Annotated in this window: 12 protein-coding genes; 3 read left to right on the forward strand and 9 right to left on the reverse strand. The window is 62.8% G+C overall.

Annotated features, from left to right (window positions below; translation table 11 throughout):
* Positions 1 to 77 precede the first annotated feature (77 nt).
* The 3 genes from cydB to F8N82_RS11510 all read right to left on the reverse strand — a co-directional run bounded on the left by cydB (position 78) and on the right by F8N82_RS11510 (position 4,908).
* Positions 78 to 1,094, reverse strand: a complete 1,017-nt coding sequence (cydB, locus tag F8N82_RS11500) for a cytochrome d ubiquinol oxidase subunit II (protein ID WP_038995399.1) — start codon at positions 1,092 to 1,094, stop codon at positions 78 to 80.
* 14 nt (positions 1,095 to 1,108) lie between these two features.
* Positions 1,109 to 2,485 carry a cytochrome ubiquinol oxidase subunit I gene (locus tag F8N82_RS11505; protein WP_038995400.1) on the reverse strand — a complete coding sequence of 459 codons (1,377 nt, stop codon included), beginning with the start codon at positions 2,483 to 2,485 and terminating at the stop codon, positions 1,109 to 1,111.
* A gap of 98 nt (positions 2,486 to 2,583) precedes the next feature.
* On the reverse strand, positions 2,584 to 4,908 hold the full coding sequence (locus F8N82_RS11510; protein WP_338918719.1) for an FdhF/YdeP family oxidoreductase: 2,325 nt from the start codon (positions 4,906 to 4,908) through the stop codon (positions 2,584 to 2,586).
* Between the two features lie 341 nt (positions 4,909 to 5,249).
* On the opposite strand from F8N82_RS11510, the gene moaA reads away from it, so the two are divergent.
* Positions 5,250 to 6,254 (forward strand): GTP 3',8-cyclase MoaA, encoded by a 1,005-nt coding sequence (gene moaA, locus F8N82_RS11515; RefSeq protein WP_038995402.1) that lies wholly within the window; start codon positions 5,250 to 5,252, stop codon positions 6,252 to 6,254.
* Positions 6,255 to 6,259: 5 nt separating this feature from the next.
* A complete protein-coding gene (locus F8N82_RS11520; protein WP_038995403.1) occupies positions 6,260 to 7,159 on the forward strand; it encodes a bestrophin family protein in 900 nt (299 codons plus the stop codon).
* A 78-nt stretch (positions 7,160 to 7,237) separates the two neighbouring features.
* Here F8N82_RS11520 and moaB read toward each other — a convergent pair whose 3' ends face one another.
* Positions 7,238 to 7,777 (reverse strand): molybdenum cofactor biosynthesis protein B, encoded by a 540-nt coding sequence (gene moaB, locus F8N82_RS11525; protein ID WP_038995404.1) that lies wholly within the window; start codon positions 7,775 to 7,777, stop codon positions 7,238 to 7,240.
* 224 nt (positions 7,778 to 8,001) lie between these two features.
* Here moaB and F8N82_RS11530 point away from each other — a divergent pair, with 224 nt between their 5' ends.
* The gene (locus tag F8N82_RS11530) at positions 8,002 to 8,901 is read left to right on the forward strand and encodes a LysR family transcriptional regulator (RefSeq protein WP_038995405.1); all 900 of its coding nucleotides are present in this window, start codon (positions 8,002 to 8,004) and stop codon (positions 8,899 to 8,901) included.
* Positions 8,902 to 8,904: 3 nt separating this feature from the next.
* On the opposite strand, the gene F8N82_RS11535 is transcribed toward F8N82_RS11530, so the two are convergent.
* The 5 genes from F8N82_RS11535 to F8N82_RS11555 form a co-directional block, all read right to left on the reverse strand.
* Positions 8,905 to 9,858 (reverse strand): Dyp-type peroxidase, encoded by a 954-nt coding sequence (locus F8N82_RS11535; RefSeq protein ID WP_038995406.1) that lies wholly within the window; start codon positions 9,856 to 9,858, stop codon positions 8,905 to 8,907.
* A gap of 49 nt (positions 9,859 to 9,907) precedes the next feature.
* Positions 9,908 to 10,357, reverse strand: a complete 450-nt coding sequence (locus tag F8N82_RS11540) for a YMGG-like glycine zipper-containing protein (RefSeq protein WP_038995407.1) — start codon at positions 10,355 to 10,357, stop codon at positions 9,908 to 9,910.
* Positions 10,358 to 10,450: 93 nt separating this feature from the next.
* Complete coding sequence (locus tag F8N82_RS11545) at positions 10,451 to 11,722, reverse strand: NTP/NDP exchange transporter (RefSeq protein WP_038995408.1); 1,272 nt, start codon at positions 11,720 to 11,722, stop codon at positions 10,451 to 10,453.
* A gap of 4 nt (positions 11,723 to 11,726) precedes the next feature.
* Positions 11,727 to 12,638, reverse strand: a complete 912-nt coding sequence (locus tag F8N82_RS11550; protein WP_038995409.1) for an aldo/keto reductase — start codon at positions 12,636 to 12,638, stop codon at positions 11,727 to 11,729.
* A gap of 134 nt (positions 12,639 to 12,772) precedes the next feature.
* Positions 12,773 to 14,125, reverse strand: coding sequence for an HD domain-containing phosphohydrolase (locus F8N82_RS11555; protein WP_038995411.1), 1,353 nt, complete (start codon positions 14,123 to 14,125; stop codon positions 12,773 to 12,775).
* Between the last annotated feature and the right edge of the window lie 124 nt (positions 14,126 to 14,249).

Genomic DNA, 14,249 nt, shown 5'->3' on the forward strand with positions numbered 1-14,249 from the left:
AGCGCTGGGGATCAGCACCGCCTGGCCATGAATAGAGCCGACAAACCGGAAAAAGTGCGATGGCGGGCGCAATTGCCTCAGTGATAGGCGTCGCCGACTTTCACTTTGCCGCGAAACACGTGGTAGCTCCAGAAGGTGTAGACCAGGATCACCGGGATGATGAACAGCGCACCGATCAGGGCAAACAGCTGGCTCGACGGCGGCGAAGCGGCCTGCCACAGGCTGATGCCAGGCGGCACGATATTCGGCCAGATGCTGATGGCCAGGCCCAGGTAACCGAGGAACACCAGCGCCACCACGCCGATGAACGGCAAGTGCGAATGGCGCTTGCGCAGGGTCTTCTGGATCACCACCACCGCGCCGATGGCCAGCAGCGCCAGCAGCAGCGAACGCATCCAGTGGCTGCCGGCCAACCAGCGCTGGGCGATATCGGCGTGAATCCAGGCAGTCCAGGCGCAGATCAGCACGATCACCAAGGCCAGCAGGTAGGTCAGCGGCCGGCTGTAATGGCGCATGCGCGACTCGAGCATGCCCTCGGTCTTGATCAGCAGCCAGGTGCTGCCGAGCAAGGCATAGGTCAGCAGCAAGCCCACGCCGCACAGCAGCGGGAACGGCGCCAGCCAGTCGAGGGCGCCGCCGGCGAACTGGCGGTCGACCACCGGTATACCACAGATGTAGGTGCCAATCGCCACGCCCTGGAAGAAGGTGGCGACGATCGAGCCGCCAATGAATGCCTTGTCCCACAGGTGACGCTTATGCGCCTGGGCCTTGAAGCGGAACTCGAACGCCACACCACGGAAGATCAGCCCGGCCAGCACCAGTACCAACGGCAGGTACAACGCTTCGAGGATCACCGCATAGGCCAGTGGAAAGGCGCCATACAGCGCCGCGCCGCCGAGGATCAACCAGGTTTCGTTGCCATCCCAGACCGGTGCCACGGTGTTCATCATCACGTCACGCTCGCGGGAGTCCTCGATCAACGCAAAGAGGATGCCCAGGCCCAGGTCGAAGCCGTCCATGATCACGTACATCATCAGCCCGAAGGCGATGATCACGCCCCAGATGATCGACAGGTCGATGCCTTGAATTGCCATGTTGAAATCCTCTCTCAATCAGCCGCAGACAGCGGTCTGCGCGCGGTGGCGTCATCGGTGTGCAGCGCATCGGCGACGTTCGGGCCCTTGCGCACCAGACGCATCATGTAGCCGATGCCGACGGTGAACACCGAGAAGTAAATGACCACGAACAACGCCAGGGTCACGCTCATCTGCAAGGCGCCATGGTTTGAGGCCGCCTGGGTAGTGCGCAGCAAGCCGTAGACCACCCAGGGCTGGCGGCCGATCTCAGTGGTGAACCAGCCGGCCAGCAAGGCGATCAACCCCGAGGGGCCCATCAGCAAGGCCAGCCACAAGAACGCCTTGTTGCGGTACAGCGCGCCGTTGCGGCGCAACACCAGGGCCGCCAGGGCACACAGCAGCATCAACATGCCGAGCCCGGCCATGACCCGGAAGCTCCAGAAGATGATGGTCGAGTTGGGCCGGTCTTCCTTGGCAAAACTCTTGAGCGCCGGGATCTGCTTGTCCAGGCTGTGGGTCAGGATCAGGCTGCCCAGGTACGGCACTTCCAGGCTGTAGCGCGTGGTTTCGGCCTGCATGTCCGGCAGGCCGAACAGCACCAGCGGCGACGGTTCACCGGGCGTATTCTGCCAATGGCCTTCGATGGCGGCGATTTTCGCCGGCTGGTGCTCCAGGGTGTTCAGGCCGTGGGCATCGCCGACGGCAATCTGCACCGGCGTTGCCACCAGGATCATCCACATGGCCATCGACAGCATCTTGCGGATTTGCGGCGTGTTGTTGCCGCGCAGCAGGTGCCAGGCCGCCGAGGCGCCGACAAAGAACGCGGTGCAGAGAAACGCCGCCAACGCCATGTGCATCAGCCGGTAAGGGAACGACGGGTTGAAGACGATCTTGAACCAGTCCACCGGCGCCACGCGGCCGTCGATGATCTCTATGCCTTGCGGGGTCTGCATCCAGCTGTTGGACGAGAGGATCCAGAACATCGAGATCAGCGTGCCGATCGCCACCATGATCGTCGCGAAAAAGTGCAGGCGCCGCCCTACCCGGTCCCAGCCAAACAGCATCACGCCGAGAAAGCCCGCTTCGAGGAAGAACGCGGTCAGCACCTCATAGGTAAGCAAGGGCCCGGTGATGCTCCCGGCAAAGTCGGAGAACCTCGCCCAGTTGGTGCCGAACTCATAGGCCATGACCAGGCCGGAGACCACGCCCATGCCGAAGTTGACCGCGAACAACTTGGACCAGAAGTGATAGAGGTCCTTGTACACCGGGTTGCTGGTTTTCAGCCAGCAGCCTTCGAGCACGGCCAGAAAACTGGCCAGGCCGATGGTGATCGCCGGAAAGATGATGTGAAACGAGACCGTAAAGGCGAACTGAATCCGCGCCAGATCCAACGCATCCAGATTGAGCATGACAGTATCCCGAGAAACCGCTGGCCCACCCGCAGCCACCAGCGAATGGCGGCTGCAGGGTCCAGGTTTCAGTCAGTAAGTGGAAATCGAGTGCGGCGTCAGACGTGCGCTGAGGGAATCAGGTTGTCGGGGCTGGCTTTCTCGAGCTTGATGGCGATGAACTTCGAGGTTGGGGTGAAAGTGCGGTCGCCGTAGCTTTCCAGCGGCACCAGCGGATTGGTCTCCGGGTAGTAGGCCGCAGCCTGCCCCGGTGGAATGTCGTAGGCGACCAGGGTAAAGCCACTGACCCGACGCTCGCGACCGTCTTCCCAGAGCGACACCATGTCGACCTTTTCGTTGGGCTTGAAGCCCAGGCGAAGGATGTCCTGCTCGTTGGCGAAGACCACCTCACGCAGGCCAAACACCCCACGGTAGCGGTCGTCGAGCCCGTACAGGGTGGTGTTGTACTGGTCGTGGGAGCGCAGGGTTTGCAGGATCAGGTCCGGGGTGTCGCCACGGGCCAGCACCTCCTCGTTGACCAGTTGCGCTGGCAGTACGCTCGCGGTGAACTGCGCCTTGCCGCTTTGCGTGTGCCATTCGCGCAGCGCCGCGGTGTTGCCCAGGTGGAAGCCGCCGGGGTGCTGCAGGCGTGCGTTGAAGTCCTCGAAGCCCGGGATGACATCGGCAATCAGGTCGCGAATGCGGCTGTAGTCGGCGACGGTCCACTCCCAGTCGATCGGCCGGTCACCGAGGGTGGCCTTGGCGATGCCGGCGACAATCGACGGCTCTGAGCGCAGCAGCGGCGAACAGGGTTTGAGCTGGCCGTGGGAGATATGCACCATGCTGAAGGTGTCTTCAACGGTGATGCCTTGCGGGCCTTCGGCCTGCACGTCGATTTCGGTACGGCCCAGGCACGGCAGAATCAGCGCATCACGACCGGTGACCAGGTGCGAGCGATTGAGCTTGGTGGCGATGTGCGCGGTCAGATCGCAGTTGCGCAGGGCATCGTGGGTACGCGGGGTATCCGGGGTGGCCTGGGCGAAGTTGCCGCCCAGGGCGATGAACACCTTGGCGCGCTGTTCTTCCATGGCCTGGATCGCCAGCACCGCGTTGTGCCCGTGCAGGCGCGGGGCCTTGAAGGCAAAGCGCGCTTCCAGGGCATCGAGCAGGCGTGCCGGGGGCTGTTCGTCGATGCCCATGGTGCGGTCGCCTTGCACGTTACTGTGGCCACGCACCGGCGACAGCCCGGCGCCCGGTTTGCCGACGTTGCCGCGCAGCAGTTGCAGGTTGATGATTTCCTGCACGGTCGGCACCGAGTGACGGTGCTGGGTCACGCCCATGGCCCAGCACATGATCACCCGCTCGGCGCGCCGGTACATGCGCGCGGCCAGCTCCAGCTCGGCCAGGTTCAAACCCGACTGCTCGACGATATGCGCCCAACCGGTGGCATCGACTTCGGCCAGGTAGGCGTCCAGCCCCGAGGTGTGCTCGGCGATGAAGGCATGGTCGAATACCGCCGGCTCGCCCTTGGCCTGGGCTTCGCGTTCCCATTGCAGCAGGAACTTGGCGATGCCGCGCATCACCGCCATGTCGCCGCCCAGGGCCGGGCGCAAGTACGCGGTGTTGGTCGGTTCCGAGCCATTGCTGAGCATCTCGAACGGATGCTGCGGGTGCTGGAAGCGCTCCAGGCCGCGCTCCTTGAGCGGGTTCAGGCAGATCACCTGGGCACCGCGTTTGACCGCCTCGCGCAGTGGTTCGAGCATGCGCGGATGGTTGGTGCCGGGGTTCTGGCCGATGACGAAGATCGCGTCGGCGTGCTCCAGGTCGTCGAATACCACGGTGCCCTTGCCGACCCCGAGGGTTTCCGACATGCCGACGCCGCTGGCCTCATGGCACATGTTCGAGCAGTCGGGGAAGTTGTTAGTGCCATAGGCGCGCACGAACAGCTGGTAGAGGAACGCCGCCTCGTTGCTGGCCCGGCCCGAGGTGTAGAACTCGGCCTGGTCGGGGGACTCGAGGCTGTTCAGGTGCTTGGCGATCAGCGCGAAGGCGTCCTCCCAGGTGGTCTCGACGTAGTGGTCGGTGGCAGCGTCATAGCGCATCGGATGGGTCAGGCGGCCCTGGTATTCGAGCCAGTAATCGCTCTGCCGGGCAAGTTCGGTGACGCTGTACCGCGCGAAGAAATCCGGATCGACCAGACGCCCGGTGGACTCCCAATTGACCGCCTTGGCGCCGTTCTCGCAGAACTTGACCATGCCGCTTTCCGGCGACTCGCCCCAGGCGCAGCCCGGACAGTCGAAACCGCCGTTCTGGTTGGTCTTGAGCATCACCCGCAGGTTCTTGAAGGCGTTTTCACTGCCCAGCCAGCTCTTGGTCACGCTTTTCAGCGCCCCCCAACCGGCGGCAGGGGCGTCATAGTTTTTTATATGTTCATCTTGGCTCATCGGGGCTTCCTCGCTTGGCACGCAGGACATCTTTAACGTTTCGCCACTCAACAACTTGTTAATGTCAGCGTGATTAATGGCGAACTTCGTTTCTACCCTTTGAGCCTATTGAGCGTGGACTTTTGCGTCTAATCAAAAGTAATGACAAACCGATCAAAACCTTCTATCACGCCGCTGCAAGCCAATGAATACGGGGCCTCCAGGCTACCGATAGATGAACCTTATCACGTGGTCATTATTAGTGATTTGACCGACTTGCCTCGGCTATTTACCCTCAATAATCATCAAAGGTTTATTCCGCAAACCGCATCTCTGCCGCGATATAAGAGGCCCTGCCCATCATGAGTGCAAACGGCAAACAACTGGTCGACGGCTACAGTCGTAAAATCGATTACCTGCGCATGTCGGTCACCGATCGCTGCGACTTTCGCTGCGTCTATTGCATGGCCGAAGACATGCAGTTCCTGCCGCGCCAACGCATCCTCACCCTTGAGGAGCTGTATCAGCTCGCCGAGCGTTTCGTCGCCATGGGCACCCGCAAGATCCGCCTGACTGGAGGCGAGCCGCTGGTGCGCGCCGGCATCGTCGAACTGTGCGCCCGGATTGCCGCCCTGCCCGGCCTGCGCGAACTGTGCATGACCAGCAACGGCTCGCAGCTCACCCGCCTGGCCCAGCCGCTGTTCGATGCCGGCTTGTCGCGCCTGAACATCAGCCTCGACAGCCTCGATGCCGAGCGTTTCAAGGCCCTGACCCGCACCGGCGACCTGGCCCAGGTGATCGCCGGCATCGACGCCGCCCATGCCGCAGGCTTTCGCCGCACCAAGCTCAACTGCGTAGTGCTCAAGGGCCGCAACGATGATGAGGTAGTCGACCTGGTGCGCTTTGCCATCGACCGCCAACTGGACATCTCCTTCATCGAAGAAATGCCCCTGGGGGTGATCAGCGAGCACCAGCGCAGCGAGTCCTATTGCTCAAGCGACGAAGTACGCGCGCGCATCGCCGAGCACTTCACCCTGCTCGAATCGGCCGAATCGACCCAGGGCCCCTCGCGCTACTGGCGCCTGGCCGAAGCGCCGGACATCCGTATCGGCTTCATCTCGCCGCACAGTCACAACTTCTGCGGCAGTTGCAACCGCGTGCGCCTGACTGTTGAAGGCCGCCTGCTGCTGTGCCTGGGCAATGAACATTGCGCCGACCTCAAACAGGTCCTGCGCGCCCACCCGGGTGATACCGAGCGCCTGGACAAGGCCATCCGCCAGGCCATGACCCTCAAACCCTACAGCCATAACTTCGATATCAACGGTGAGGTGCAGATTTTGCGCTTCATGAACATGACTGGCGGCTAGCCCCGATGATCGTCCATCCCAAACCCAACCTGCTCAACGTCCTGGTGTCCCTGAAAGGCTCGATCGCCAAGCGCATTGCCCGGCGCAGCGTAATGGTCACTGTGCTCGCCTCGCTGATCGTACTGGTGGAGAACCTGCACCCGGCGTTCTTCGCCAAGGTCAACGCCACGCCCTTCACCCTGCTGGGTATTTCCCTGTCGATCTTCATGAGCTTTCGCAACAACGCCTGCTACGACCGCTGGTGGGAGGGGCGCAAGGCCTGGGGCGAGATGATCATCGAAGTGCGCTCGTTCATTCGCGAGAGCGTGGTGATTGCCGACCCGCAGACCCGCAATAGCTTGTTGCTGGCACTGTGTGGTTTTGCCCATGCGCTCAACGCCAGGTTGCGTGGCGAAGATGAGCTGCAGGCGGCGCAGCCCTGGGTGGCCGAGGCGTCGAGCTTGCCGCTGCACAATGTCAGCGACGGCATTTTGCAGCGCATCGGCAAGACCTGCTCGCAACTGGCCGAGCAACAGCAGATCAGCGAATGGCGTTACGTCAATCTGGAGCAGCGCCTGCGTGGTTTGTCGCAAGCGCAGGCGGTATGCGAACGGATCAAGACCACGCCGCTACCCTTCCCTTATACCCTGCTGCTGCACCGCACCATCTACATCTTCTGCATCCTGCTGCCGTTCGCCATGGCCGAGCCGCTGGGCTGGCTGGCCCCGATTTTCACCTTGATCGTCAGCTACACCTTCTTCGGCCTGGATGCGATCAGCGACGAGCTGGAGGACCCGTTTGGCCGCGATGAAAACGACCTGCCTACCGATGCCATGGTGCGTACGCTGGAGCGTGAGCTGCTGAGTGCGACCGGGCGCAAGGACCTGCCGCCGCCGCTGTTGCCGGTGGATTTTGTCTTGAGCTGAAGCGCCTCATCGCGGGGCAAGCCCGCTCCTACAGGTCTTGCACCGATTCTGTAGGAGCGGGCTTGCCCCGCGATCCGTTCACTGGCGCGATTCGCACAGCGTGCCAGGCTTGAGGTGGGCGACGAAGTTGCAAGGGCGATGGCGGGCATCCAGCTGATCGGCCAGGATGCCTTCCCAGGCCGTCCGGCAGGCGCCGGTGGAGCCCGGCAGGCAGCACACCAGGGTGCCGTTGGCCAAGCCCGCCAGGGCCCGGGTCTGGACGGTGGAGGTGCCGATGTCAAGGATCGACAAGGCGCGGAACAGCTCGCCAAAACCATCGATGTGCTTGTCGAACAGACAGGCCACCGCCTCCGGGGTACTGTCACGCCCGGTAAAACCGGTACCGCCGGTGATCAGCACGACCTGCACGTCTTCCTCGGCAATCCAGCCGGCCACCTGGGCGCGAATCTTGTACAGGTCATCCTTGAGCAGCACCCGCTCAACCAGGCGATGGCCCATTTCTACGGCGCGGCTGGCGAGCAGTTCGCCGGAGGTGTCGTTGTCGAAGCTGCGGGTGTCACTGACGGTCAGCACGGCAATATTCAGCGGCACGAACACCGCATCCAGTTTGATACTCATACACAGCCCCTTGGCAGCAGTCAGGAAGTTGCGGCCAACGCTAGAGCCAAACCGCAACAGCGTCCAATCGATAGATCCGACCGGCTTATCGAGTGGGTCTATCGTGGGTCTATCATCTGCTGATCAAGCGCCTCTATCAGCCGGTCACTAATGCTCATTGGACGGTCCAGGCCCTTTGCTTTACCGTTTCCCCACCCGCTCCCACTGACTTGCCAGGCTGTGCCATGGATATCAAACAACTGAAGTTTCTCCTCGCCCTGGACCAGACCCGTCACTTCGGTCAGGCCGCCGCGCTGTGCCATATCACCCAGCCGACCCTGTCGATGCGCCTGCGTAACCTGGAAGACGAACTGGGCCTGGTGCTGGTAACCCGTGGCCAGCGTTTTGAAGGCTTTACCGAGGCCGGCGAGCGTATCCTGGCCTGGGCCCGCACCCTGCTGGCCGCCTATGACGGTTTGCAGGCCGAAGCCGCCAGCTGCCGCGGGCAGATCGTTGGCAGCCTGCGCCTGGGCATGGTGCCGCTGTCGAGCTTCAATCCCATGCAGTTTCTCCAGCCCCTGGCCCAGCGCTATCCGGAGCTGCAGTTCCAGCTGTCCTCCTTGAGCTCCGAGCAGATCACCGAGGGTTTGAGCCGCAACCAGCTGGACCTGGGCATCTGCTACCTGGACCAGATCAACAGCGCCTACTTCGAAGTCATCGAGCTGGGCACCACGCGCATGGGCCTGCTCTATGACGTGCGCCACTTTCAGTTCGACGATGCCGAGTTGGCCTGGGAAGCTGTCAGCGCCGTGCCCCTGGGGCTGCTGAGCAAAGGCATGCATTATCGCCAGTCGGTCGACCTGAGCTTTCGCAGCCGCAACCTGCAACCCCATGCGGTGCTCGAAAGCGACTCCAGCTACCAGTTGATCCAGGCCGCCTGCGCCGGCATATGCTGCGCGATCATGCCGCTGGATTACGGCCTGGAAGGCTTGAGTGAGCACCTGCGCATCGTGCCGATCAGTGCGGCCAGCGTGCACGCACCGATCGGCTTGCTGCTGCGCCGCACCGAACCGCGTTCGGCGATCGCGCAAAAGTGCTTTGCCGAGGTTCAAGCGCTACTCAACAGCGAGTTGAAACCGGCGTAAACACTAGCCTGGTGTGCGCTCGGCCAGATCTTCAAGCAGCTCGGCCGAGGGCACGAAGAACAAGCCGCCGGTGACTGCGCTGCTGAAATCCAGCAGGCGATCGTAGTTGCCCACCGGGCGGCCGACGAACATGTTCTCCAGCATCAGTTCGATCGGTGCGGGCGAGCGCGCATAGCCGATGAAATAGGTGCCGAACTCCCCCGCACCAGGGCGGCCGAACGGCATGTTGTCACGCAGGATCTTCAGCTCTTCGCCGTTCTCGTCGGTGATGGTGGTCAGGGCGCTGTGGGAGTTGCTCGGTTTGACCTCGTCACCGAGTTCGATGTCTGACAGTTTGGTGCGGCCGATCACCCGCTCCTGCGCCTCGACGCTCAGCTCGTTCCAGGCTTTCATGTTGTGCAGGTACTTCTGTACCAATACATAGCTGCCACCGCTGAACGCCGGGTCTTCATCGCCGATCAGGGTAAACTTGGGCACCTGGCGGCCGACCGGGTTCTCGGTGCCATCGACAAAGCCGACGATGCTGCGCATGTCGAAATAGCGAAAACCCTGCACTTCATCCACCACCTTGACCGCATCGCCCAAGGCCGTCATCAGCTGGGTGGCCAGCTCAAAGCACAGGTCCATCTGCTCTGCGCGAATGTGCAAAAGGATATCGCCGGGCGTTACCGGTGCCCGGCGCCCTTCTACGCCGAACTCACGGAACGGGTGCAAGGCCGCGGGTCGTGGGCCGCCGAACAGCTGGTCCCAGGCACTGGAGGCAAAACCGCAGACGCACGACAGGTTGCCCGCCGGCACGCGCTTGCCGACCGAGCGGGTCAGGCCGGCGATATCGGCGCACCATTCACGCACGGTTTGCAGCGCATCACTGCCGGGCGCCAGGGTGGCGACCATGAAAATCGCGCTGCTGGTGATCGGGCTGCACACCGCTTGGGGTTCAGGAATATCGTTGTTCATGGCTGCCTGCACACAGATCAAAGCCAGCAGACTAGCAGATCAACGGCGCCTATGGCGTGACCTGGTACCCCTTGTTCTGCAGGCAACTGGTGTAGGCCGAGGCGCTGGTTGACTCGCTGGTGCGCCGGTCCTCGCGTCGCTCCTGACGCTGCCGGGCGCCGCCGACTACCGCGCCGGCAGCGGCGGTTTCACCGGCACGGTTCTGCCGGTATTGCTGTTTGACGTCGTCGTCGACTCGATCGTAGACCTCATCGTGCTGGTTACCACGCACCTGAGCGCCTACGGCTCCGGCAGCAGCCCCCACCGCAGCACCGCGTACCCGGCCCCCGACATGGGGCTGGGTGCTCGTGGAACTGGCGGCAACGTTATGGCAATCGTTGATATCGACCTGCACCTGCTGGGCGCTTTGGCCCTTGATCGGTACCACGGTTTCGGCCCAGCCCTGGGCACACACAGCCGACAAAGCCAGGCCCAGGCCGATGGATGGCAACCTGTTCATGATGGACTCCGGGGTAGCGGGCGGTAGAAACAGTGTAGCTGGCAACTTGTGGGAGCGGGCTTGACCCGCGATGGGGCCAGTTCAGCCAGCACATCAATGGCGCCCATCCTCGCGCCGGCGCTGCTGACGCCCCAGCCACCATCCGGTCCCCGCCCAGCCCAAGGCAATACCCGCGCCGATCAACATCGCCAGTTGCGGATGATCGCCCATGACATCCAGCCCGCGCTTGACCCAGCCACTCACGGCATCGCCGCCACGATAGACCACGGTGTCGGTAAAGTTCTTGGCCTTGTACTTTTGCTCTGGTTCGACCACAGTGTAGAGCATTTCGCGCCCCGGCCGCACCAGCGCGTACTCACCCACCCGGCGCACCACCATGACCAGCACGAACACGGCAAACAGCGGTGCCAGGGCCAGCCAGATAAACCCCAGCACCATCACCAGCGGCACTGCCACCAGCAACACCCCGACCCCGAGCTTGCGGGCGATATGGCCGGTAACGAACACCTGGGTAAGGATCGCCAGGGCCTGTACGGCGCTGTCGATCAGGCCGAATACCTGGGTCTGTTCGGTGCGGCTGGTGAAGTGCGCGGCCACCAGCCGCGCCTGCTCGAAATACAAAAAGGTACTGACACTGGCGAGCAGTACCACGAACAGCGCAATACCCAGCAGATAAGGCGAACGCAACACCTCGCTGGCACCGGCAAAAGGATTGCCGCCCAAGGGCTGTGAACGGGGATGCTCGGTTTGCGCCGGCAGTGGATACAGGTCGCGCCAGTGCTGCAGGTACATGGCCGCCACCACGCTGCCGAGCAGCAACACCGTGGCCAGCACCACCAGCCCGGCATGGCCGATCAGCCCCACCAGCAAGGTGCCGAGCAACGGCCCGACCAAGCCGCCGAAACTCGCCCCCGCCGCCAGCAATCCGAACAGGCGCTTGGCCTGCTCGCTGGAGAACAGGTCGGCGAGTACGCTCCAGGCCAGGGAAATGGTCAGCAGGTTGAACATCGACAACCAGATATAGAACGCCCGCGCGCCCCAGAGGTTGTCGGGCTGCACGGCGAACAACCCGGCAAACAACAGCAGGTTGCTGGCCATGAAGCCGTAGGTCCAGGGCAGGATGCGCCGGCGCTGCACTCGGGAGGCCAGCCAGCCGAACAGCGGCAAGGCGATCAGGGTGACGACAAAGGTGCCAGTGAACAGCCACTGCAGGTTCTCCACGCCACCGGCCACGCCCATGGTTTCGCGCACCGGGCGCAGCATGAAGTAGCCGGCGAACAGCAAGAAGAACAAGGCCAGGCCGGCAGCGACTGCCGGCGCTTCGCCGGGCCTGATATTGAACAGACGCGTGCTCAGGCGTTTCATCGTCTTAGGCGAACTGCTTGATCAGGTCTTGTTGCTGCACGCTGGTGAGCAAAGGCCCGCTGCCGGCCTTGAGCTGATCAAGCTGGCGGTCCGCTCGGCTGGTGGCCGGGATCACCGTGGTCACTGCCGGGTGGCTGATGGCGAACTTGAGAAACAGCTGCGCCCAGCTGCCGATTCCCGCCTCGGTCGCCCAGCCGGGCAATGCCTGGCCCTTGACCTTGGCAAACAGCCGGCCATCGTCGAAGGCGCGGTTGATCAACACCGCCACGCCTTTGTCCTGGGCCAGGGGTAGCACCGTACGGGCAGCATTCGGGGCATTGACCGAGTAATGGATCTGGATGAAGTCCAGGGCTTGGCTGCGCAGGATCTGCTCAAGCTCGGCCAGGCCGCTGTCAAGGTAGTGGGTCACGCCGACATAGCGGGTCAGGCCCTGAGCCTTGAGTTCGCGGGCGTAAGGCAGTTGGCGTTGCCAGTCGCGCAGGTTGTGGATCTGCAGCAGGTCGACCTTGTCGGTGCGCAGTTTTTGCAACGATCCGGCCCACTGCGCCTCGGCAGCAGCGCGGCTGTCGGCGGCGATCTTGGTGGCGATGAAGGTTTTGTCGCGCCAGCCGCCCTCCTCCAGCAACCGGCCAAGGATCGCGTCAGCGCCGCCATAGTTGGGCGAGGTGTCGATGACCCGGGCGCCGCCATTGAAGAACACCTTGAGCACGTCCTTGAGCTGCTGGTACTCGGCCGAGCCGACCTCGACCTCGAAGCTCCCGGAAGTACCGGCACCGATCACCGGCAGCGCCTCGCCCGTGGACGGGATCTTGCGGGCCAGCAAACCGCTGCTGCTCTGGGCAAAGGCTGCACCTCTGCAAGCCAGCCCTGCGGCCAGGGTGGCACTGGCGGCGAGAAAGTGGCGACGAGTAGGCATGGCACACCTCCTGAGAAGACCTGAACTCAAGGGCTAAAAGCTTAGTGCTACCTGCATCGGCACGCCGAAAACCGCTCACGGGTATTCGTAACTGCATGTGAAGCCAGGGAGGAGTACATTTGTACTCCAGCCCATTAACCCCCTACTCCGACGGCGACGGCCAGTTCCTGTTCTTCAGGGTCCTTGACGAAAACACTGTATTTGCCACCCTCCATTTCTTCGAAAGCAATCAGCTTGTCGACCAGCGCCGCGCTAAGCACTTTGCCAGCATTGAGCAGGAGCATGCCGTTATCGGCGTTGAGGTTGCGCGCCAGGACCATGCCACCCGCCAGTTCCCGGGTGGTCAGCACCTTGACCGACGGATCGGCCAGGGTCACGTCACTGAGGAACTCGGCGCAGACCTGGACGAAATCCTCCACCAACCCCGGGTCGTAGAGCTTGCCGGCGTACTTGCGGATGTACACCAGCGCTTCGTCGCTGTTCATTTGCCGCTCCAGCACCAGGCCGCGTTGCAGCTCGATAAAGTCCACCGCCAGTTTCAACCAGCGCGCCGCCAAGGGAATCGCCTCGCCCTTGAGGCGCTCGGGAAAGCCGCTACCATCCCAGCGTTCCTGATGGTGGAGGATGATCCGCGCCGCTTCCTTCATCGGCTCCAGGGTCATCACCAATGATTCGCTGTGCTTCGGGTAGGCACGGTACAAATCGCGCTCGGTGTGCGGCAGCAGGTCTGCCGGGCAGGTCAGCATGCTGTCGTTCCAGCTCATCTTGCCGATGTTGTACAGCGCCGCAGCCATGGTCAGATCACGGCTGTGGCCTTCGTCCAGGCCGTGGCGGGCGCAGTACACGCGGATCAGCTCGATGACCTGGCGATTGGTCTGCTTGGCCTTGGGCAGGCGCAGGTTGGCCAGCAGCGAGAACACTTCGGTGCCGGTCACGTAACTGCGCTTGAGCTCTTCGTAGGCCAGGTCGAGCATATCGGCAGTCTGCTGCAGCTCGACGGTACGCGCGGCGACGCGCTGTTCGAGGCTGGCGTTGAGCGCCTTGAGTTGCTGGTTCTGGGCCTGGGTCAGTTGCTCCAGGCGCCGTCGTTCGCTTTCCGAGTGCTGGTAGGACAGCGCCTGGCGCAGGGTCACCAGCAGCTCTTCGTCATTCCAGGGTTTGCTGATGTAGCGATGGATCTGGCCGTCGTTGATTGCCTTGGCGATGGTGTCCATGTCGGCATAGCCGGTGAGCAGGATGCGCAAGGTGGCGGGATAGCGCTGGTGGATGTGCGCCAGCAAGGTGGCGCCGTCCATGTTGGGCATGCGCGCATCGCTGATCACCAGGCTGACCGGGCGCTGCGCAAGCACTTCGAGGGCCTGTGCGCCGCTTTCAGCCAGCAGCACTTCGTACGGCTGGCTGCGCAACAAACGGCGCAGGCTGCTGAGGATCGAGGTTTCATCGTCAACCAGCAGTACCACCGGCTTTTCCATTTCGGGTTCTTCCATGCTCCCCTCCCTGTTTCAAACAGTGTCCCTGATCACAGGCTAGATGAGATTTGCCCTGGCGGTTAGCGCTGATGCCCGGGCCTGACTATTCTCAGGCTCATCGTGCATTGTCACCACGGAGGGT

Source organism: Pseudomonas fluorescens (assembly GCF_902497775.2).
GTDB lineage: Bacteria > Pseudomonadota > Gammaproteobacteria > Pseudomonadales > Pseudomonadaceae > Aquipseudomonas > Aquipseudomonas putida_F.

Coding starts and splice junctions, on each gene's coding strand:
- cydB (WP_038995399.1), bottom strand. CDS start 1,094: ATGGCAATTCAAGGCATCGACCTGTCGATCATCTGGGGCGTGATCATC.
- F8N82_RS11505 (WP_038995400.1), bottom strand. CDS start 2,485: ATGCTCAATCTGGATGCGTTGGATCTGGCGCGGATTCAGTTCGCCTTT.
- F8N82_RS11510 (WP_338918719.1), bottom strand. CDS start 4,908: ATGAGCCAAGATGAACATATAAAAAACTATGACGCCCCTGCCGCCGGT.
- moaA (WP_038995402.1), top strand. CDS start 5,250: ATGAGTGCAAACGGCAAACAACTGGTCGACGGCTACAGTCGTAAAATC.
- F8N82_RS11520 (WP_038995403.1), top strand. CDS start 6,260: ATGATCGTCCATCCCAAACCCAACCTGCTCAACGTCCTGGTGTCCCTG.
- moaB (WP_038995404.1), bottom strand. CDS start 7,777: ATGAGTATCAAACTGGATGCGGTGTTCGTGCCGCTGAATATTGCCGTG.
- F8N82_RS11530 (WP_038995405.1), top strand. CDS start 8,002: ATGGATATCAAACAACTGAAGTTTCTCCTCGCCCTGGACCAGACCCGT.
- F8N82_RS11535 (WP_038995406.1), bottom strand. CDS start 9,858: ATGAACAACGATATTCCTGAACCCCAAGCGGTGTGCAGCCCGATCACC.
- F8N82_RS11540 (WP_038995407.1), bottom strand. CDS start 10,357: ATGAACAGGTTGCCATCCATCGGCCTGGGCCTGGCTTTGTCGGCTGTG.
- F8N82_RS11545 (WP_038995408.1), bottom strand. CDS start 11,722: ATGAAACGCCTGAGCACGCGTCTGTTCAATATCAGGCCCGGCGAAGCG.
- F8N82_RS11550 (WP_038995409.1), bottom strand. CDS start 12,638: ATGCCTACTCGTCGCCACTTTCTCGCCGCCAGTGCCACCCTGGCCGCA.
- F8N82_RS11555 (WP_038995411.1), bottom strand. CDS start 14,125: ATGGAAGAACCCGAAATGGAAAAGCCGGTGGTACTGCTGGTTGACGAT.